The 21,098-nt window shown below is 58.9% G+C and carries 17 protein-coding genes; 11 read left to right on the forward strand and 6 right to left on the reverse strand.

Going from position 1 to position 21,098, the window contains the following annotated elements:
- Positions 1 to 68: 68 nt before the first annotated feature.
- The 4 genes from ACZ9H3_RS21550 to def all read left to right on the forward strand — a co-directional run bounded on the left by ACZ9H3_RS21550 (position 69) and on the right by def (position 3,490).
- Positions 69 to 848, forward strand: a complete 780-nt coding sequence (locus ACZ9H3_RS21550; protein WP_476222463.1) for a hypothetical protein — start codon at positions 69 to 71, stop codon at positions 846 to 848.
- A gap of 27 nt (positions 849 to 875) precedes the next feature.
- Positions 876 to 1,655, forward strand: a complete 780-nt coding sequence (locus ACZ9H3_RS21555) for a hypothetical protein (RefSeq protein WP_476222465.1) — start codon at positions 876 to 878, stop codon at positions 1,653 to 1,655.
- A gap of 329 nt (positions 1,656 to 1,984) precedes the next feature.
- Entirely contained in the window at positions 1,985 to 2,941 is a 957-nt protein-coding gene (locus ACZ9H3_RS21560) for a YihY/virulence factor BrkB family protein (protein ID WP_065761767.1), read from the forward strand.
- Positions 2,942 to 2,953: 12 nt separating this feature from the next.
- Positions 2,954 to 3,490: a peptide deformylase gene (gene def, locus ACZ9H3_RS21565; RefSeq protein WP_099773844.1), complete on the forward strand. Its 537-nt coding sequence runs from the start codon at positions 2,954 to 2,956 to the stop codon at positions 3,488 to 3,490.
- Here def and ACZ9H3_RS21570 read toward each other — a convergent pair.
- Positions 3,478 to 3,894: a GNAT family N-acetyltransferase gene (locus ACZ9H3_RS21570; protein ID WP_065761765.1), complete on the reverse strand. Its 417-nt coding sequence runs from the start codon at positions 3,892 to 3,894 to the stop codon at positions 3,478 to 3,480. The genes def and ACZ9H3_RS21570 overlap by 13 nt on opposite strands.
- Before the next feature lie 282 nt (positions 3,895 to 4,176).
- On the opposite strand from ACZ9H3_RS21570, the gene ACZ9H3_RS21575 reads away from it, so the two are divergent.
- Positions 4,177 to 4,434, forward strand: coding sequence for a DUF2790 domain-containing protein (locus tag ACZ9H3_RS21575; RefSeq protein ID WP_065761764.1), 258 nt, complete (start codon positions 4,177 to 4,179; stop codon positions 4,432 to 4,434).
- Between the two features lie 75 nt (positions 4,435 to 4,509).
- Here the strand turns inward: ACZ9H3_RS21575 and ACZ9H3_RS21580 are convergent, their stop codons facing one another.
- Entirely contained in the window at positions 4,510 to 5,874 is a 1,365-nt protein-coding gene (locus tag ACZ9H3_RS21580; protein ID WP_476222467.1) for an aminotransferase-like domain-containing protein, read from the reverse strand.
- Between the two features lie 89 nt (positions 5,875 to 5,963).
- On the opposite strand from ACZ9H3_RS21580, the gene ACZ9H3_RS21585 reads away from it, so the two are divergent.
- The 3 genes from ACZ9H3_RS21585 (at position 5,964) to ACZ9H3_RS21595 (ending at position 8,432) form a co-directional block, all read left to right on the forward strand.
- A complete protein-coding gene (locus tag ACZ9H3_RS21585; protein WP_476222469.1) occupies positions 5,964 to 6,917 on the forward strand; it encodes a threonine dehydratase in 954 nt (317 codons plus the stop codon).
- 105 nt (positions 6,918 to 7,022) lie between these two features.
- Entirely contained in the window at positions 7,023 to 7,676 is a 654-nt protein-coding gene (locus ACZ9H3_RS21590; protein WP_330523500.1) for a LysE family translocator, read from the forward strand.
- Positions 7,677 to 7,940: 264 nt separating this feature from the next.
- The gene (locus tag ACZ9H3_RS21595; protein WP_476222472.1) at positions 7,941 to 8,432 is read left to right on the forward strand and encodes an SRPBCC family protein; all 492 of its coding nucleotides are present in this window, start codon (positions 7,941 to 7,943) and stop codon (positions 8,430 to 8,432) included.
- A gap of 55 nt (positions 8,433 to 8,487) precedes the next feature.
- Here the strand turns inward: ACZ9H3_RS21595 and ACZ9H3_RS21600 are convergent, their stop codons facing one another.
- Positions 8,488 to 8,958 carry a MaoC family dehydratase gene (locus tag ACZ9H3_RS21600; RefSeq protein ID WP_099773846.1) on the reverse strand — a complete coding sequence of 157 codons (471 nt, stop codon included), beginning with the start codon at positions 8,956 to 8,958 and terminating at the stop codon, positions 8,488 to 8,490.
- Between the two features lie 35 nt (positions 8,959 to 8,993).
- Positions 8,994 to 9,938: an alpha/beta hydrolase gene (locus ACZ9H3_RS21605; protein ID WP_330523502.1), complete on the reverse strand. Its 945-nt coding sequence runs from the start codon at positions 9,936 to 9,938 to the stop codon at positions 8,994 to 8,996.
- 222 nt (positions 9,939 to 10,160) lie between these two features.
- Between ACZ9H3_RS21605 and fadD2 the strand changes: the two genes are divergently transcribed.
- On the forward strand, positions 10,161 to 11,849 hold the full coding sequence (gene fadD2, locus ACZ9H3_RS21610; protein ID WP_330523503.1) for a long-chain-fatty-acid--CoA ligase FadD2: 1,689 nt from the start codon (positions 10,161 to 10,163) through the stop codon (positions 11,847 to 11,849).
- 288 nt (positions 11,850 to 12,137) lie between these two features.
- Entirely contained in the window at positions 12,138 to 13,835 is a 1,698-nt protein-coding gene (gene fadD1, locus ACZ9H3_RS21615) for a long-chain-fatty-acid--CoA ligase FadD1 (RefSeq protein WP_330523504.1), read from the forward strand.
- A 47-nt stretch (positions 13,836 to 13,882) separates the two neighbouring features.
- On the opposite strand, the gene ACZ9H3_RS21620 is transcribed toward fadD1, so the two are convergent.
- Both ACZ9H3_RS21620 and ACZ9H3_RS21625 read right to left on the reverse strand, forming a co-directional pair.
- Positions 13,883 to 15,190 carry an NAD(P)/FAD-dependent oxidoreductase gene (locus ACZ9H3_RS21620; RefSeq protein WP_476222476.1) on the reverse strand — a complete coding sequence of 436 codons (1,308 nt, stop codon included), beginning with the start codon at positions 15,188 to 15,190 and terminating at the stop codon, positions 13,883 to 13,885.
- Positions 15,191 to 15,219: 29 nt separating this feature from the next.
- A complete protein-coding gene (locus tag ACZ9H3_RS21625) occupies positions 15,220 to 16,584 on the reverse strand; it encodes a glutamine synthetase family protein (protein ID WP_065760696.1) in 1,365 nt (454 codons plus the stop codon).
- A 436-nt stretch (positions 16,585 to 17,020) separates the two neighbouring features.
- Between ACZ9H3_RS21625 and hrpA the strand changes: the two genes are divergently transcribed.
- Positions 17,021 to 20,932 (forward strand): ATP-dependent RNA helicase HrpA, encoded by a 3,912-nt coding sequence (gene hrpA, locus ACZ9H3_RS21630; RefSeq protein ID WP_065760695.1) that lies wholly within the window; start codon positions 17,021 to 17,023, stop codon positions 20,930 to 20,932.
- The last annotated feature ends 166 nt before the right edge of the window (positions 20,933 to 21,098 follow it).

The following is a 21,098-nucleotide window of genomic DNA, read 5'->3' on the forward strand; positions in this document are numbered from 1 at the left end:
TAGTAGGTTTTGGAGACGTAAGTATTTACGGAGTGAAGTTTCAGGTGCCAGCCAGAGGGGATGGCGAAATGAAGGTTTCAGAAGGGTTGTTTGGAGTGAGGTCCCTGCTGAGCTACTGGGCTACGCCACGAGAACTTCCGCCGCAACTGACGTGGAAGTATGCAAGTGAATCAGAGCTGCTGAGTTGGAGGATAAAAGCGCGAAACTACAATACCGCTGTCGCTAATGGGATGTTTGTTTTCATGCTTTTTTTTACCTTGGCATTGTGCTTCATTATGTATGACGTCTATGAAGGTACTGATCAGCCTTGGAGAACACTGTCCTGCGTGTTTTTTTTCTGTTTCATGGCATTTACAGTTTCGTGCATGACCCATCAGCGCATGAATTTTGCCTACCGCTTTACAGCGTCTGGCGCAGAATTTTGTGAGTGGAAAAATTTTCCAGAGTGGGCGCTGAGGTTCTTGACGTGTCTCGCGATTGTTACGGCGATTCTCTTTGCCTGCATGGCAAGCCTCGACCGCGACGCTGGTTATCTGATTTATGCCGTGATCGGGCCAGCCAAAGTGATGCTGTTGCGTGCGTCAATGAATTCGAAAGTCTATCGTGGGGTACACACGATATTTCATCTGAGAACCTTTGAGTGGTCTGAGTTTACAGAGGTGGAAGTTGATCGTAAGCAAAAATTGGTCGGCTTGAAGTTTGCTTGGTATGACAACTATCTGAACATCAGTAAAATCAGCACTGCGCCGCTGTATGCGCGGCGGCGAGAGTTTGACACTATCTTGGCGTTACTTGAAAAGCAGGTTCCAGAACTGCCACGTAGTCTCCAGTCAGTTGAAAGGGCGTAGCATTCTGATGCCAGAGGGGGTGGCGAAATGAATGTTTCAGAAGGCTTGTCTCGCGTGAAGTCCCTGGTGAGCCACTGGGCCACGCCACGAGAGCTTCCGTCTCAACTGACGTGGAAGTATGGACATGAATCTGAACTGCTGAGCTGGAGAATCAAGGCCAGGAACTACAATACAACGGTTGCTAACTTGGCATTGCTGGTTATGTTGATGATTGCGTCAGCGATTGCGCTGGTTTTGTATTTTTCATCCGAGTTTATAGAAGAGCCTTGGAGAGCGCTGTCGCATGTATTTGTCTTCGCCTTGATATCTACACCTGCGGTATGCATGACCCATCAGCGCATGAATTTTGCCTATCGCTTTACAGCATCTGGCGCAGAATTTTGTGAGTGGAAAAATTTTCCAGAGTGGGCGCTGAGGTTCTTGACGTGTCTCGCGATTGTTACGGCGATTCTCTTTGCCTGCATGGCAAGCCTCGACCGCGACGCTAGTTATCTGATTTATGCCGTGATCGGGCCAGCCAAAGTGATGCTGTTGCGCGCCTCAATGAACTCGAAAGTCTATCGTGGGGTACACACGATATTTCATCTGAGAACCTTTGAGTGGTCTGAGTTTACAGAGGTAGAAGTTGATCATAAGCAAAAATTGGTCGGCTTGAAGTTTGCTTGGTATGACAACTATCTGAACATCAGTAAAATCAGCACTGCGCCGCTGTATGCGCGGCGGCGAGAGTTTGACACTATCTTGGCGTTTCTTGAAAAGCAGGTTCCAGAACTGCCGCGTAGTCTCCAGTCAGTTGAAAGGGCGTAGCATTCTGATGCCGGAGGGGATGGCGAAATGAAGGTTTCAGAAGGGTTATCTCGCGCCAAGTCCCTGCTGGGGCACCGGGTACTCACTGGCATCTGCGCTGAAGCCATCGCAGGCATCGCAGGCATCGCAGGCAAGCCTGCGTCCCACAGAGAGCGCACGGCAAGAAAAAATGGAACGTTGAGGTCGTGGTATGGGTCAATGGGGCGATTGATCTCTTTGCAGTTGCGTTGTGCTGCTTGCCCGTTGCTCATTTAGACTAACGTGAGTTGATCACTGTTACCGCGCACATGGAACCTGCCGATGACTGTCGAGCAGTGACAGGAGACGCCATGATATTTCCCGACTTGCGCGGCTTGCCGCTTCACCGTGTGCTGGTGAGAACGGTCCGCGAGTTTCTCAATGATGAGATGTCCACCTATGCGTCGGCACTGGCTTACCAGATGCTGTTTTCGCTGTTCCCCTTCCTGCTGTTCCTGATTGCATTGATCGGGTTCTTGCACCTGCCGGACTTTTTCTCCTGGTTGCGTTTGCAGTCTGAGCTGGTGCTGCCGCCGCAGGCGCTGGAACAGGTCAACCCGGTGATTGACCAGTTGCAGCAGTCCAAGGGTGGGTTGCTCTCGATTGGTATTGTTGTTGCGCTGTGGACGGCATCGGCGGGCGTACGGTTGATGATGAGTGCGATGAACGCGGCCTATGATGTGGTCGAGCAACGTCCTATCTGGAAGCGTTTTCCACTGTCGATCATCTACACCGTGGGCATTGCCGGTATGTTGCTGGCTGCCGCAGCCTTCATGGTGCTCGGGCCGCAGGTGATGGCCTGGGTCGCGTCGCAGGTGGGCATGGAGGACTTCATCGTTACGCTCTGGATGGTGCTGCGCTGGCCGGCCATTGTCATTTTGTTGATGGTGGCGGTGGCATTGATCTATTACGTGATGCCAGATGTGAAGCAGAGATTCCGTCTGATCACACCGGGGTCGGTGTTGGCGGTAGTGGTATGGATCATTGCGTCTCTGGGCTTTGGTTATTACGTCAAGACCTTTGCCGATTACAACGCCATGTACGGCAGTATCGGTGCGATCATTGTGCTGTTGCTGTACTTCTATATTTCGGCAGCGGTGTTGCTGTTGGGCGCAGAGATGAACGCGGTGATCGACCATATGTGCGAGGAGATCAGCACCCTCGGCAAAAAGGCGTTTACCGATGACGATCATAGCCATGATAAAAAGCATGTTTCCGGACTTGGTCGCGATCATTCGCTCCAGCCTGAATCCGATCCCGAACGTTGAGTCGAATGCCCCATGATTCGTGAAATCCTGAAAATGGGCGATGAGCGCCTGTTGCGCATCGCACCACCGGTGCCAGCCTATCTGTATGGCAGCCTCGAGTTGGAGCAGTTGATTGCTGACATGTTTGAGACCATGCGCCATGTTGGCGGGGTCGGGCTGGCTGCACCTCAAATCGGTGTTGACCTGCAGTTGGTCATCTTTGGTTTCGAGCGCAGCGAGCGTTACCCGGATGCCGAGGCCGTGCCGCAGACCATCCTGCTCAACCCGGTGATCACACCGTTAGGCACTGAAGTCGAGGACGGTTGGGAAGGGTGCCTGTCGGTGCCGGGCCTGCGTGGTGTAGTACCGCGCTATACCCGTATTCGTTATGAAGGCGTTGACCCTCAGGGCATGCCGATTCAGCGAGTGGCTGAAGGCTTCCATGCCCGCGTGGTGCAGCATGAATGCGACCACCTGATCGGTCGGCTGTACCCTTCGCGCATTCACGACTTCGCCAAGTTCGGTTACACCGAGGTGTTGTTTCCAGGCTTGGTCGATCAGGACGATTGAGGCCGAACCATCGCCAGCAAGGCTTTGCTGCGTTGATAGCGCACCAGGCGGTCCGCCAGTGGGGCGGGCAACGTGTGGGCTGATGCAAAGCCCAGCCGAGCGTAGAACGCCTGCAGATCAGGATGACAGAACAACCAGACGCTGCCTTCCTCTTGTCGCGTTGCCGTTTCTATCAGGCCTCGGGCAATGCCCTGCGCCCGCCATTCTGTGCCCACCAGTAATCCGGTCAACCAACTGCCACCGGGCACCGCCGTAAGGTTCAGCGCGGCGATGAGCTGTGGTGCGCGTGCAACCCAGTGTTGCCCGCCGGGAGCCGCACGCATCGATGAACCCTGGCTTTTGTAGAATTTATTCAGCAGTGGCTGCTCAAGGGCAGGCAGCAGGCAGTAGTGGATCTGAGGCACGATGGGTTTCCACGCAAGGCTCTATCTCGCGGTTTTACACCAGGGGTGTCGGCCCGTCGAGCCCTGTGCAAGGTGGTTATTGTTACGGAATCGGTAATAGTGAATGTACGGCTTCGGGATTTAACGACGGAAGTTGCGCTGTAAACTAAGCACATCCCAAACAGAATAGTTAATTGGGATCGGTACTTCGTGTTACATCAACCTGTGATGTAACAACTTCTCCCCGCCCATCCGGCGCATGAAGTGAATTTGTTTGTTTGATTGCTTTGCAGGCCAACTAACATGAAAAAATTACTTGCATTCGCCTTGATCGGTTTTTCTACATTTGCGCTGGCAGATGAAGTTGAAACGGCAGCCGCTCAACCTGTTGCCGAGCAGTATGATTACTCGCAAAACCTCGATATTGCCAAGGTAATCAGCCTGTCGACCCTGCCAAATGTGTGTGAAGTCGTGCCAGCAACCATGACTTATGAAGACCATCAGGGCCAGCGTCATACCATTGAATACCGCGCCATGGGTGACGGTTGCAGCAACGGTTAATAGGCATTGCCAGATGTTCTCAAGCCCCCGCAGCAGCGGGGGTTTTATTGTTAAGGGTATAAATAACTGCGTTGGTTATGTTGTGCAGGGTTCTTTAATCGGTTTTTGATTGAGCACATGTGCAATACGTTCCAGTGCCTGTTTGAGTACTGCCCGGTCGGTGGCCGCCGAAAGGCTCACCCGAATCGCGGGCAGATCCCCTTGTTTGACGGCAAAGACTTCTGCCGGCACCACATCCACGCCCTCGGCCCGACAGGCCGCCGCCATCACGGCACCAGGTCGCTGCCCGGTGAGCCAGAGATGGGGGGAGGGGGTGTTGCCATCCTGCAGTGCCGCGCCGAGGACCTTGCGCGCCAGGCGCCAACGCTGTGCGATTTCCTCGCGCTGCCAGGCCAGGCGCCGCTCGGCTGTACCGTCGGATAGCCAGCGGTTGGCAATCTGCACGCTGAGCGGCGATACAGGCCAATGGGTCGCCTGGGTATGTGGATCGATCCGTTGCAGCAGCTCAGTGTCGGCCGCAATCCAGCCCAGGCGCAGCCCAGCGCCGACGGTTTTCGACAGGCTGGTCACCAATACACCCTGTCGACCCAGCAAAGGGAAAAGCGGCGGGTTATCGGTGAGTGCGCCGTAGACATCATCTTCAATCAGCAACAACCCATGCTGCCTGACCACGGCGGCGATCTCGCGTTGCCGCTGCGGTGATGGGCAACTGCCGGTCGGGTTATGCAGGGTGGGTGTCAGCACCACTACGCGGGCACCGGTGGCACGGGCCATGCGCTCCAGGTCATCGGGGCGGATGCCGTGCTGATCCAGCGCAACGCCGTGCAAGGGCAGGCGCAACTGACGGCAGGCGGCCTTGATGCCGGGGGCGGTGAGGGCTTCGACCAGTACCGGGTCGCCCGCCTGACACAGCGACAACAGCAGACTGAACAGGCCTTGTTGGGCCCCCGCGCAGAGCAGCACCTGTTGCGGCGAAAGGCTCAGGCCACGGTTACGCAGCCAGGTGGCGCCAAGTGCGCGCCCCAGTAGAAGCTCATCGGCGGTCAGGTAGTGTTCCAGGCGCTGGGTCTGGTTGTTGTCTATCAACGTCTGTAGTGCGCGCTTGACGTCGTCGTTGTGTTGATTGACGGCCGGTACGTTGGTCGACAGGTCGATGCGGGCCGCTTTGCCCTGTTTCAGGCAGAACAGCGTGGCCTCCTTGCTTCCCGCCAGCACGTAGGTGCCCCGGCCAACTTCGCCACTGACCAGATGGCGGGCGGCGGCCTCGCGGTACGCCTGTTGGGTGGTGCTGGGGTTGAGGCCCAGTGCCCAGGCCAGGCGCCGTTGTGGCGGCAGACGATCACCTACCTTGAGTTCACCACACTCGATAGCCTCGGCAATGGCCTCGACCAAGGCCAGGTAGCGTGGCTGGGGGGTGTTGGGCAGGAGCGGTATCCACATGTATTGTCGGCCATGCAATATAAGGTTTTACCCATACAATGCGTGATGACTAAGATCGGGTCAAACCCTGACCCGAGAAGGTGATTGCCATGTTTGATTTACCTGCGCTGCGCGATGCTGTTCGTTTGATCCGCCCCAGCATTCCTGCCACGCCTCAGTATGCCTGGCCGCGTCTGGCCGAGCGCTTGGGTTGTGAGGTGTGGGTCAAGCATGAAAACCATGCCCCTACCGGTGCATTCAAGGTTCGGGGCGGCCTGCTTTATGTTCAGGCGCTGTTGGCGACTTCACCCGGTGTTCGGGGGCTGGTCACCGCCACGCGCGGTAACCATGGGCAGAGCCTGGCGCTGGCGGCACGTAATGCCGGGTTGCCGATCATTATTGTCGTCCCCGTGGGCAACTCGCGGGAAAAGAACGCAGCAATGCGGGCCCTGGGCGCCCAGTTGATCGAGTTCGGCCAGGATTTCGATCAGGCGCGCAGTGAGGCGGCCCGGCTGGCACGGGAACTGGGCTATGAGCTGGTACCGGCGTTTCATCCGGAACTGATCCGCGGCGTCGCCACCTATGCGTTGGAGCTGTTCGAGGGCGTTGACCAGCTGGATTGTATCTACGTGCCCATCGGTATGGGGTCGGGGATTTGTGGCCTGATTCGCACCCGTGATCTGCTGGGCTTGCGCACCGAGATCGTCGGTGTGGTGTCAACGCAGGCCGATGCCTTTGCCCAAAGCCTTGAGCAGGGTTGTATCGTCACCACCGAGAGCGCCGATACCTTTGCCGATGGCATGGCTTGCCGTATGCCGCAGCCTGAAGCGTTCGAAATTGTGCGTGCGGGTGCTGCACGGATTGTGCGGGTCAGCGACGAGGAAATCGCCGAGGCGATGCGGGTTTTTCATGAAGACACGCACAATACTGCGGAGGGCGCTGGAGCTGCAGGCCTTGCGGCGTTGGTGCAGGAGCGTGAGCGGCAGCAGGGGCGCAAGGTTGCCGTGATTCTCAGTGGGGCGAATGTCGACCGTGAACGCTATGCCCGGGTGCTGGCGGGTTGAGTTGAGGTTCTGGCGACGTCCGGGGACAGGCCATTTCTTCCAACACGCAATACATACAAAAGGGTTTAATAAGCGCTTGTTTACGAAGCCTATCACGGACGGTTCATGCCTTTTTCCAATGGATTTCTTCTGAGTTTGTCACTGTGTCTGGATATCGGTGTGGCCAACATCGCCATGATTACCCTGGCCATGCGTCGCGGTTTCTTTCAGGGCTTTTGGCTGGGCTTGGGAACCTGTATCGGCGACCTGCTTTATGCCGTGGCTGCGCTGGCGGGAATGACGGTACTGCTGCAGTACACGGCAGTACGTTGGGTGTTGTGGGTCGCGGGATCGCTACTGTTGGTGTGGTTTGCCGTTCGGATGCTGATAACTGCCCTGCGCGGTGACGCGCACTTGAACACCAGTGATGAGGTGGTCGTGGAGTCACCGTGGCGTGAGTTCATGCGCGGTGTTTTCCTGGCCATGTCCTCACCTAGCGCGATTCTCTGGTTCGCTGCGGTAGGCGGTGTACTTATCTCGCGCTCTGGTGGCGGCAGCCTGCTGGAGGCCGGTGTGTTCCTGGCCGGGTTCTTCGCTGCCGGGGTGCTCTGGAGCCTCTCGTTGTGCCTGGTCGCCAGCCACGGCGGGCGGTTGCTTGGTGACCGTTTACTGACCTGGTCGTACCTGGCCTCGGCAGGGATCTTCTGCTATTTCGCGGTGTACGTGATCGTCTCCGGTTACCGCGAGTTTATCCTGGCGGTGCCCGCAACCGCCCTGTGAGTCATCCGGCAGGCATGTGGGCAGGTTGGTCACGACACCTATGGCCTATGCTGTAATGCTGATGGTCAAAGCAGTTTCGAGTACATCGCTGGGTTGAGGTGCCGATTACGATCCGGGCAGCCATAACAATGTGGTTGAAATCTGGCTGCCACTGAAAGCCCGGTAGTCGAAGCGTTCTGGGGGCATTTTCGCTGCATGGGCTGCGTGTACTGCAGCCTGTTCAGTGCGTGAGTTTCAACCTTGATTGCTGAGGAGAACAACACGATGAGCCCTCTAACGCCTGATCCCGGCAAGGTCGCGCACGAATTGTCGCTGACACGCCTGATCGATGCGCCGCGTACCAAGGTGTTCCGTGCCTGGACGGAACCAGCATTGTTGAGTCAGTGGTGGGGGCCGCATGGCATGACTACGCCACTGTGTGAGATGCAGCTGTGGGCCGGCGGGTTGTTTCGCACAGTCATGTCTGCGCCAGACGGCACGGAGTATCCGAGCCAAGGGGTGTTCCTGGAGATCGTTGCTCCCGAGCGCATTGTCTTTACCGATGCCTTCGGGCCGGGGTGGGTGCCATCGACCAAGGCCTTCATGACGGCCGTGGTGACGTTCGAGGAATTCCACGGCAAGACGCTCTATACCGCCCGTGCCTGGCACTGGAATGCTGCAGATTGCCAGGCCCACGATGACATGGGTTTTCATCGCGGCTGGGGGGAAAGTGTCGAGCGGTTGGTGGCGCTGGTTACCGATCAGAGGCCGGATTGACACCAGCTACCTGGGCGGCGCTTTTGCGTGCGCCGTCCAGGCCAGTAGTCCGGGCTTAGCCGATGGTGATCGGTGGTGGGCTCACCAGGTCTACGGTCTGCTGTTTGCGTGGCGCGAGGATTTCGGCCACGCCGTCTACCACCAGTTCATCGTTCTGGTTGAACACGCGGGTGGCGATGCGCACCTTGAACTTCGGCAGCTTCTCGAGAATTTCCAGGCGAACGGTCAAGGTATCGCCGAATTTCACGGGCTTCTGGAAGGTCATTTGCTGACCCAGGTAGATCGTGCCCGGGCCAGGCAGCTCGCAGGCGACGGCGGCGCTGATCAGTGCGCCACTGAACATGCCGTGGGCGATACGCTCTTTGAACATGCTCTTGGCGGCGAACTCTGCATCCAGATGCACCGGGTTGTGGTCGCCGGACATGGCGGCGAACAGCTGGATATCACGTTCTTCGACGGTCTTGCTGAAGCTGGCGGTTTGGCCGACTTCGAGGGCTTCGTAAGGCGTGTTGGTGACCTGGGTCATTGAGGTGGAGTCCTTCAGGTTCGACGAGGCAGGGGTTATTCACAACGAGGGGGGCGGCCAAGGGCCAGGGCCCGCTCGAGCCAGTCAATAACTGTAGCCGTAACTTCGTCGCGGTTGGTTTCGTTGAACAGCTCATGCCGGGCTTGCGGATACAGTTGCAGCTGCACGTGCTGGTTGCCGGCCAGACGCAATGCACCAGCCAGATCCTTGAGACGCTTGCCGGCACTGACTGGATCACATTCGCCGCCAATGATCAGGATTGGCAGGTTCGGATCGATCTGTGCGAGGTTGCTCGGCTGGCTGATCTGCTCCAGCCCCATGAGCAGATCGATCCACAGGCGATTGCTGCAGCGAAAGCCGCACAAGGGGTCGGAGAGGTACTTGTCGACCTCTACAGGGTCGCGGCTAAGCCAGTCGAACGCTGTGCGGTTAGGTTTGAAGGCTTTGTTGAAGGTACCGAATGACAACCACTCGATCAGTGCGCTGCGGCCCACGGGCCCCTGGCGCCAGGCTTCGAACCGAGCGATCAGGCAGGCCGCTCGGTACAGCGCCGGTGGCTGGAAGTTGGAACCGCTGAGAATCGCCCCTTGCAGGCTCGCACTGTGGTGCAGCAGATAGGCTTGGGCAATGTAGCTGCCCATGCTGTGGCCGAGCAGAAACACCGGTGTACCGGGGTATTGTTGGCCAATGTATTGATTGAGCAGCCCCAGGTCATTGACCACCTTGCTCCAGCCCTCATGTTGTGAGAACAGACCTCGCGTACCCAGCTCTGCCGTTCGACCGTGACCGCGTTGGTCATGGGCGTAAAGGGCGTAGCCAGCGGCACTCAGCGCTTCGCCCAGTCGCTGGTAGCGGCCTGCATGCTCGGCCATGCCATGGGCCAGCAGTACTACGGCCTTGACCGGGCCGGTTGGCAGCCACTGATAGACATAGAGGCTGCAATGATCGCTGGCCGGCAGCCAGAAGGCGTCATGGTGCATGGCGGCTCCTTTTGCGCATATCGCGTGATCTGCTCAGTGTATATCTCAGTCGGGAGGGGGACTGGCCACTGGCAACAGGATTCACATCCTTAGTTACAGAGCTTGTCAGATATGCCGTCTTTGGCGTGTTTGCCGTCCGAGGCATACCTGCTAACGTCGGCAAAGCACCGTTGTCTGGAGACGAAACGGTCCGGAACGGCTCAGGTATGAGGACAAGAATAAATGCAAGCTGATTTCTGGAATGATAAACGCCCTGCGGGGGTTCCCTCGCAGATTGACCTGAGCGCCTACAGGTCGGTCATTGAAGTGTTCGACCGCTCATGCAAGCGATTTGCCGACCGCCCGGCATTTAGCAACCTTGGGGTGACGTTGACCTACGCCGAGCTTGATCGTCACTCGGCAGCCTTTGCTGCCTACTTGCAACAGCATACCGACCTGGTCCCCGGTGATCGCATCGCGGTGCAGATGCCCAACGTACTGCAGTATCCCATTGCAGTATTTGGTGCCCTGCGTGCGGGGCTGATCGTGGTCAATACCAATCCGCTGTACACCGCCCGCGAAATGCGTCATCAGTTCAAGGACTCGGGTGCCCGAGCCTTGGTCTACCTGAACATGTTCGGCAAATTGGTTCAGGAGGTTCTGCCCGACACAGCGATCGAATACTTGATCGAAGCGAAGATGGGCGACCTCTTGCCAACGGTCAAAGGCTGGCTGGTCAACACGGTTGTCGCCACGGTCAAGAAAATGGTTCCAAGCTACCACTTGCCACAAGCGGTGCCCTTCAAGCGCGCGTTGAAGCTGGGGCAGGGGCATGCCTTGAGGCCTGTGTCGTTGGGCCTGGACGACGTCGCGGTGCTGCAATACACCGGTGGTACCACGGGCCTGGCCAAGGGCGCGATGCTGACCCATGGCAACCTGGTGGCGAACATGCTGCAGGTGCTGGCGTGTTTTTCCCAGCTTGGCCCGGACGGCCAGAAGATGATCAAGGATGGCCAGGAAGTGATGATCGCGCCGTTGCCGCTCTATCACATCTATGCGTTTACCGCGAATTGCATGTGCATGATGGTAACGGGCAACCACAACGTATTGATCACCAATCCGCGAGATATTGGCGGTTTTATCAACGAGCTGAAGAAGTGGCGTTTCACCGGTCTGCTGGGGCTTAACACGCTGTTCGTTGCACTGATGGAGCACCCGGCGTTCAAGACGCTCGATTTTTCTGCATTGAAGGTCACTAACTCGGGTGGTACGGCCCTGGTCAAGGCCACGGCGGAGCGCTGGGAGAGCCTGACGGGCTGCCGTATCGTCGAAGGCTACGGCTTGACCGAAACCTCACCGGTGGCCAGTACCAACCCGTATGGTCAGCAGGCCCGTCTGGGGACGGTGGGTATTCCGGTGCCGGGTACGGCCTTCAAGGTTATCGACGACGAGGGGCATGAAATGCCCTTGGGGGAGCGTGGCGAGCTGTGTATCAAGGGGCCGCAGGTCATGAAAGGCTATTGGCAGCGTCCAGAGGCTACTGCCGAGACGCTGGATGCCGAAGGGTGGTTGAAGACGGGTGATATCGCGGTCATTGATCCGGATGGCTTCACCCGGATTGTCGATCGCAAGAAAGACATGATCATTGTCTCGGGATTCAATGTGTACCCGAATGAAATCGAAGATGTGGTCATGGCGCACCCGAAGGTGGCCAACTGCGCAGCCATTGGTGTGCCGGACGAGCGCTCTGGCGAAGCGGTGAAGCTGTTCGTGGTGCCACGTGAACCGGGCATCAGCCTGGAAGAGCTCAAGGCCTACTGCAAGGCCAACTTCACCGGTTATAAAGTGCCCAAGCACATCGTGCTGCGCGAATCGTTGCCCATGACGGCGGTGGGCAAGATCCTGCGCCGCGAGCTGCGTGACATCGCGTGACGTGATGCGCATCGTCGGCAATGCAGCCTATTGCGCGAGATGCGCTGCCGACGATGTGACGGGAACAAAACCCCAGCTGTAGACTAATTACTCTAAAAGTGACTATTGATGGTCTATAAGTCATTTTTGTGACTGTTTAGGCTGCTTTAGCCCTAGGCGGGCCTTGGCAAAGCTGCTACTCTCGGCGCGCTTCTGAGCATTCGGTTTGCAATAAACCGGAACTTAATATCAATAATAATCGCATCGACTGCGGTGAAGAATTCGCTGGTGCTGGAGGAGTGGGCTTCCATGATCGAGAACTTTTGGAAGGATAAGTACCCAACCGGGATTGCCGCGCAGATCAATCCGGATGAGTACCCGAATATCCAGGCGGTATTGAAGCAGTCCTGCCAACGTTTCGCTGATAAACCGGCCTTTAGCAACCTGGGCAAAACCTTGACCTACGGCGAGTTGTACGAACTTTCCGGGGCATTTGCCGCCTGGTTGCAACAGCACACTGACTTGCAGCCCGGCGATCGTATCGCGGTGCAGTTGCCAAATGTATTGCAGTACCCCGTTGCAGTGTTCGGTGCCATGCGGGCCGGCCTGATCGTGGTCAATACCAACCCGTTGTATACCGCACGGGAAATGGAACATCAGTTCAATGATTCCGGCGCCAAGGCGCTGGTCTGTTTGGCCAACATGGCGCACCTGGCGGAAAAGGTTGTGCCCAAGACCCAAGTCAAACACGTCATTGTCACCGAAGTTGCCGATCTGTTGCCACCGCTCAAGCGTTTGCTGATCAACAGCGTCATCAAGTACGTGAAAAAGATGGTGCCGGCGTATCACCTGCCCAAGGCGGTCAAGTTCAATGATGTCTTGAACAAGGGCCGTGGTCAGCCGATCAAGGAAGCCAATCCGGCCAGTTCCGATGTGGCGGTATTGCAGTACACCGGCGGCACCACCGGGGTGGCCAAAGGGGCGATGCTCACCCACCGCAACCTGGTGGCCAACATGCTGCAGTGCAGGGCGCTGATGGGCTCCAACCTCAATGAAGGCTGCGAGATCCTGATTACGCCGCTGCCGCTTTATCACATCTATGCCTTCACCTTCCATTGCATGGCGATGATGCTGATTGGCAGCCACAACATCCTGATCAGCAACCCGCGTGATTTGCCGGCCATGGTCAAGGAGCTGTCGAAGTGGAAGTTCAGCGGCTTTGTCGGCTTGAACACCCTGTTCGTGGCCCTGTGCAACAACGCCGATTTCCGCAAGCTGGATTTCTCGGCGCTGAAGATCACCCTGTCGGGAGGCATGGCGTTGCAGATGTCGGTTGCCGAACGCTGGAGAGACGTCACAGGCTGTGCCATTTGTGAAGGCTACGGCATGACCGAAACCAGCCCGGTAGCCGCCGTCAACCCGGCCGAACGCAACCAGATAGGCACCATTGGCATTCCGGTGCCCTCGACACTCTGCAAGGTGATCGATGATGACGGGCATGAGCTGGCACTGGGCGAAGTGGGTGAGTTGTGCATCAAAGGCCCGCAAGTGATGAAGGGCTACTGGCAGCGCGAGGATGCGACGGCCGAGATCCTCGATGCCGATGGCTGGCTCAAGACCGGCGACATTGCCGTGATTCAGGCAGACGGTTACATGCGCATCGTCGACCGCAAGAAGGACATGATTCTCGTGTCTGGCTTCAACGTCTATCCGAACGAACTTGAGGATGTGCTGGCTGCGCTGCCGGGTGTATTGCAGTGCGCGGCAATCGGCGTGCCGGATGAGAAGTCTGGTGAAGTGATCAAGCTCTTCATCGTTGCCCGCCCCGGCGTCACGCTGACCAAGGAGCAGGTGATGGAGCACATGCGCGCCAACGTCACAGGTTACAAGGTGCCGCGCTTCATTGAGTTTCGTGATGCACTGCCGACCACCAACGTTGGCAAGATCCTGCGCCGCGAACTGCGCGATGAAGAACTGAAGAAACTGGGTCTGAAGAAGATTGCCTGAGGCACTTGTGCCGGCTCCATGGGAGCCGGCCTTGGCCCGCAATGGGTTTAGCGCAGCTTTTCAAGCATCTGGTAGTACCACATGCCGGCCGCCAATAACGGATTGCCCAGCACATCGCCCATTGGCACCTTGATGTGTTTGCAACCGGCAAAGGTATCGAATTTTTCCAGCGTCCCGGTCATGGCCTCAGCCATGATCTCGCCCATGATATGGCTGGTGGCGATGCCATGGCCGGAGTAGCCCTGGCAGTACCAGACGTGCTCCGACAGCTTGCCCAATTGCGGGATGCGGTTGACCACGATGCCCATGGCACAACTCCATTGAAACTCGATCGGTATGCCCTTGAGGGCCGGAAAGGTGCGCTCAATGCATGGGCGCAGTTCCCCGGCAATATCCCGTGAATCACGTCCGGAGTAGTTGGCGCCACCGCCGAACAGCAGGCGACCATCGGCGGTCATGCGGTAGTAGTCGAGTACGAAGCGACAGTCGTAGACCGCGAGGTCCTGTGGGTTGATCTGGTGCGCCAACTCACCCAGCGGGGCGGTCGTGACGATGCCGCCCATGGCGGGAAAGATCTTGCCTTTGAGCTGGCGTTTTTCCAGTTTGTGGTACACGTCGCCTGCTAGCAGCACCTGACGTGCATCGATCCGCCCATGGGCAGTGACCACGGCTGGGCGAGGGCCATGGACGATGTCCAGCACTTCGGAGTTCTCGAAGATCAGCGCGCCCAGTTGCTGAGCGGCACGGGCTTCACCCAGGCACAGGTTGAGTGGGTGCACATGCAGGTTGCGGCGGTTTTTCAGTGCCCCGATGTACAAGGGGCTGTCCAGGTGTTCGCGCACACCTTGGCGGTCCAGCAACTCGACCTGATCACCCATGCCGCGGGTTAGCGCTTCATCATAGGACGCCTGAAGTTCGTCCAGATGCGACGGTTTCATCGCCGCATGCAGGTGGCCTCGCTTGAGGTCACAGGCAATGTTGTAGCGCGCTACCCGCTGTTCGATGATCTGGTGACCGCGCCAGCGCAGGTGCCAGATGAAATCGTCGACCTCATCGCCGAGGCGCGCACGCATCTGCTTGCGCATCGCTTCATCGCCCGACAGGCTGCCGGTGACCTGGCCGCCATTGCGCCCGCTGGCACCCCAGCCGATCCGATGGGTTTCGACGATGGCGACTTTCAGGCCGCGTTCGGCCAGCTCCACGGCGCTGGCGACACCGGTGAAGCCGCCACCGATGATCACCACATCGACGCTCACGTTGCCGTTCAGGCGTGGGTACTCGGTGAAGTCATTGAGGCTGGCGCTGTAATAGGAGGCGCTACGCGGGGCGGGGCCGTGGTTAAGTGCTGCGTTCATGGGGTAATCCTTACTAAAAGAGTGAGCGGTCAGGCTTGGGTCAGGTACCAGCGCCAGTCCTGTTCGCCGACTTCGGCCATGAACTGTCGGTATTCGGCGCGTTTGACTGCCATGTAGACACCGAGAAACGCCCCGCCGAAGGCTTCGTGCGCCCAAGACGAACCTTGCAGGGCATTGAGTGACGTCAGCCAGTCGGTTGGCAGCAGTGTCTTGGCCTGGGCATAGCCGTTACCTTCAACCGGTGCGCCCGGGTCGAGTTGCTGGCGAATGCCGTGATGCAGGCCGGCGAGAATGGCAGCTGCAGCCAGATAAGGGTTGGCGTCGGCACCGCAAATGCGGTGCTCGATATGCCGGGTGTGGGCTGGGCCGCCTGGTACGCGCAGGCTCACCGTGCGATTGTCCACGCCCCAGGTCGGCGCCAGCGGTGCATAGCTGTTGGCCTGGAAGCGCCGATAGGAGTTGGCGTTGGGGCAGAACATCAGCAGCGAGTCGAGCAGCACATCGAGCATGCCGGCGACCGATTGGCGCAGCAGGGGTGTGCCTGCCTTGTCTTCGCTGGCATAGAGGTTGTTGCCCGCGCGGTCGGCGAGGCTGACGTGCATGTGCATGCCGGTACCGGCCAGGTGATCGAACGGTTTGGCCATGAAGCAGGCTTGCATGCCGTGCTTGTGTGCGACGCCTTTGACCAGGCGCTTGTAACGCACTGCCTGGTCCATGGCTTCGAGCGCATCGCCGTGCTCCAGGGTGATTTCCACCTGCCCGGGGGCGTACTCGGAAATCGCCGTGCGTGCGGGAATACCCTGGGCCTTGCATGCCGCATACAGGTCCGCCAGAAAGGGTTCGATCTGTTCGAGCTCACGCAGACCGTAGACCTGGGTGCCTCGCGGTCGTCCGCCATCGGCGTCACGTGCCGGTTGTGGGCGGCCCGCTGCGTCGCGTTGCTGGTCGAGCAGGTAGAACTCCAGCTCACAGGCCATGACTGGGTAGTAGCCGTCGGCTTTGAGCGCGTCGATCACATTGATCAACACGTGCCGAGGGTCGGCGATGGCGGCCGGTTGCCCTTCAGTCGGGTGCATGCTGACCTGCACTGCGGCAGTAGGGATCTGTCGCCATGGCAGGCGCACCAGGCTGCCTTCAAGCGGGTAGGCGCGGCAGTCGATATCGCCGACGTCCCAGACCAGTCCGGAGTTTTCGACATCTTCGCCGTTAAGGGTCAGGCCCAGAATAGTGCTGGGCAGCGGGCGACCGCTCTCATAAACCGCCAGCAGTTCCTCGCGGTGCAGCAGCTTGCCGCGCGGCACGCCGTTGGCGTCGAGGATGAACAGCTCGATCATTTCGATATCGGGGTTGGCGGCCAGGAATGCCTGGGCCTGCTCGGGGTGAGCAAAGTGCATGAGTGTCTCGCTTGCGCCCATAGGCGCACAGTGCCGACTGCAGGGCAGGTCAGCCAGTGATTGACGATGTAGGGAGTCAGATCAATGCGAGGGTGTCTGGTGGGCGAGCATGGCGGCAATGCCACAAGGCCCAGAAGGCGAGAATGATGTGAAACAGCGGATTTTCACCGGAACGAGCCCTGACCTTCGAGCACGAAGGCGGCGATACAGGGCAGGGCGAGCGCACGGGTGAAGTCATGCACCGATACTCCCATGGCCGATAAGGTTCATTAAATCAGTGTTTATATACCTTCAGGTATGTATCGACTAAACAAAGCCGTGAGACCCTGTATCCGTGCCGAGCGGGGGCAAATCTGCGACAATCGCAGCCCTTACCTATGCCGATCATATGCCGATCATGCGACAGCAGGCTCACCTGCATGACTAAAAAGACTCCATGACTGACCAGAATCCCGCTATCGATCAACTGTTGAGAAACCTTGATCACGCCATGATCGCCGAGCGTCATCGACTGCGTCGGCAATTGCACGAACTGCGCAAGCACCCTGATGAAGCCAAACTCGCCCAGTGGGTCGAGAAGGTGCAGGCGTCCTTTGCCCGGGTGACGGCGCGCAAGCAAAGCGTGCCGTTGATTCGCTACGACGACAGCCTGCCGATTGCCGCCAAGCGCGATGAGATCAAGAAGGTCCTGGCCGAGCATCAGGTACTGATCATTGCCGGCGAGACGGGGTCGGGCAAGACCACCCAATTGCCGAAGATCTGCCTGGAGCTGGGCCGCGGCCAGCATGGCCTGATCGCCCACACCCAGCCACGGCGGATTGCCGCCCGCAGTGTTGCGACGCGGGTTGCCGAAGAGTTGGGGACGCCACTGGGAGCGCTGGTGGGCTATCAGGTGCGCTTCGAAGACCAGAGCGATGCCAACACCCTGGTCAAGCTGATGACGGACGGTATCCTGCTGGCCGAAACCCAGCACGACCGTTTTCTCGAACGCTATGACACGATCATTGTCGACGAAGCGCACGAGCGCAGCCTGAACATCGACTTCCTGCTCGGTTACCTCAAGACCCTGCTGCCTCGTCGCCCGGACCTGAAGCTGATCATCACTTCGGCGACCATCGACCTGGAGCGCTTCTCCAAGCACTTCAATGATGCGCCGATCATCGAAGTCTCGGGGCGTACCTACCCGGTGGAGACCTGGTATCGACCGCTGACCAGCGAGCAGGATGAAGAGGGCAATCGGGTTGAAGATGACCTGACCGTGGATCAGGCGATTCTCGCCACCCTCGACGAGATCGCCGCCCATGAGCGCAGCGAAGGCAAGCACCCGGGTGATGTGCTGGTGTTCCTGCCTGGTGAGCGGGAAATCCGCGATGCGGCTGAAATGCTGCGCAAGGCCCAGCTCAAGCACACCGAGATCCTGCCGTTGTACGCCAGGCTTTCACCGGCCGAACAGCAGCGAATCTTCCAGTCCCACCCCGGGCGGCGCGTGGTGCTGGCAACCAACGTTGCTGAAACTTCGCTGACGGTGCCGGGCATTCGCTACGTGATCGACAGTGGTACGGCGCGGATCAGCCGTTACAGTTACCGGGCCAAGGTGCAGCGGCTGCCGATCGAGGCCGTATCCCAGGCCAGCGCCAACCAGCGTAAAGGTCGCTGCGGTCGGGTCGAGCCAGGTATTTGCGTGCGTCTGTACAGTGAAGAGGATTTCAACGCCCGCCCTGCGTTTACCGATCCTGAGATCCTGCGCACCAACCTTGCCGCGGTGATCCTGCAGATGCTGCATTTGCGCCTGGGCGCGATTGACGCATTCCCGTTCATCGAGCCGCCTGATGGCAAGGCCATCAGCGACGGCTTCAACCTGCTGCAAGAGCTCTCTGCGGTGAACCGCGAGAACCAGCTGACGCCGCTGGGCCGGCAACTGGCGCGGCTTCCGGTCGACCCGCGGCTGGGCCGCATGCTGCTTGAAGGCGCGAAGCAGGGGAGCCTGCAGGAAGTGCTGATTGTTGCCAGTGCACTGTCTGTGCAGGACCCGCGCGAGCGTCCTCCGGAGCGTCAGCAGGCTGCCGATCAGGCTCATGCCCAGTGGAAGGATGTCGACTCCGACTTCGCGGCACTGGTCAATCTCTGGCGCGGTTTCGAGGAGCAGCGCCAGGCGCTGACCGCCAGCCCATTGCGCAACTGGTGCCGGAAGAACTTCCTCAATTACCTGCGCTTGCGTGAGTGGCGCGATGCGCACCGGCAGTTGGGGCTGATTTGTCGTGACCTGCAGTTGAGCATCAACAAGGAGCCCGCCGACTACCCGAAACTGCACAAGGCGGTGCTCTCCGGCCTGCTCAGCCAGATCGGGCAGAAAACCGAAGACGGCGACTACCTCGGCGCCCGCCAGCGGCGCTTCTGGGTACACCCGTCTTCGGGCCTGGGCAAGAAGCGCCCGCAATGGCTGATGACTGCCGAATTGGTCGAAACCACCAAGCTCTATGCGCGGATGGTCGCCAAGATCGAACCCGACTGGATCGAACCGCTGGCCGGGCACCTGGTCAAGAAGAACCACTTCGAACCGCACTGGGAAAAGAAGCGCGGCCAAGTGGTGGCCTATGAACAGATCACCCTGTATGGGTTGATTATCGTCGGTCGACGCCCGGTGCATTTCGGCCCGATCGATCCTCTGATGTCACGCGAACTGTTCATCCGTGAAGCGCTGGTGGGCGGTGAGATACAGTCACGGGCCAAGTGCCTGACAGCCAACACGCGCTTGCTTGAGCAACTCGACGAGCTGGAAGCCAAGGCACGTCGACGCGACATTCTCGCCGATGAGGAAACCCTTTACGCCTTCTATGAGGCGCGGCTGCCCGCGGAGATTCATCAGACCGCAACGTTCGACAGCTGGTACCGGGTCAACAGCCAGAAAGACCCGCAGTTGTTGATCATGCGCGAGGAGGATGTGCTGGCCCGTGAGGCCAGTGAAGTGACCGCTGCCCAGTACCCCGATACCCTGCGCTTGGGTGACCTGAGCCTGGCATTGAGTTATCACTTCGAGCCTAATCACCCGCGTGATGGTGTCACCCTGCGCGTACCGGCGCCGCTGTTGCCGAACCTGCCGGGCGAGCGCCTGGAGTGGCTGGTGCCTGGGTTGCTGGAAGCCAAGTGCATTGCGCTGGTACGCAACCTGCCCAAGGCAACCCGCAAGAACTTCGTGCCCGTACCGGACTTCGTCAAGGCGGCCTTGCAGCGGATGAGTTTTGGTGTCGGCTCGTTGCCCCACGCATTGGGCGCGGAGCTGTTGCGCATGACCGGTGCGCGGGTCAGCGATGAAGCCTGGAGTGAAGCTGCCGAGCAAGTGGACAGCCACTTGAAAATGAACCTGGAGGTGGTCGATGCCCAGGGCAAGTTCCTGGGCGAAGGCCGTGACCTGGCGGAGCTGACTTCGCGTTTCGTCGCCGCAAGCCAGGCAGCACTGGCCGTACCGCAGACCGCACAGAGCCAGCAGCCGGTGGAGGCCAAGGGCTTTGCCAAGGTTGCGCAAAGTGCCCAGCAGAAGATCGCCGGCCTGTCGTTGACGGTGTACCCGGCGCTGGTGGAAGAGGGCGGGACGGTCAAGGAGGGGCGGTTCTCGACAGCCGCCGAAGCCGAATACCAGCACCGTCGCGGTTTGCAGCGGCTGTTGCTGCAACAGTTGGCCGAGCCGGCCAAGTACCTGCGTGGCAAGTTGCCGGGGCTGACCGAGTTGGGGCTGCTGTACCGCGAATTGGGACGGATTGAGGCACTGGTCGAGGACATTCTGCTGGCCAGTCTCGACAGCTGCATCCTCGAGGGTGAGGCCAGCCTGCCGCGTGACGGTGCTGCACTGGCGTCACTGGCCGAGCGCAAACGTGGCCAGTGGGCCGAGCATGCCGAGCGTCTGGCGCGTCTGACGCTGGACATCCTCAAGCTCTGGCATGGCTTGCAGAAGCGCTTCAAGGGCAAGATTGACTTGGCCCAGGCTGTGGCGTTGAACGACATCAAGCAGCAAACGGCCAATCTGGTGTACCCGGGGTTTGTTCGGGAAACACCGTCGCTCTGGCTCAAGGAGCTGCCGCGCTACCTCAAGGCGATTGAACTGCGCCTGGAAAAACTGCCCGCGCAGGTACAGAAGGATCGTGTCTGGAGCGGTGAGCTCAGCAACCTCTGGGCACAGTTCAAGGCCCGCGCCGACAAGCATGCCCAGGAAGGCAAGCGTGACGAGCAGTTGGTCTTGTACCGCTGGTGGATCGAAGAGTACCGGGTTTCACTGTTTGCCCAACAACTGGGCACCAAAGTGCCGATTTCCGATAAGCGCTTGAGCAAGCAGTGGGGGCAAGTGGAAGCCTAACGGCTTGGAAATGTGGCACACTTCGTCGACGTACGCCGCTGATGTGACCGGCCCTCGGTGACATCAGCGGCGCCAGATTGCATGACCACGCAGTGCTCCCACCAACCGGGGGTATTGCGTGTATTAATTGGTACCTTCGTGCCAGGAACACCGACTAACAGGCCGT

The organism is Pseudomonas sp. TE3910 (assembly GCF_056279025.1).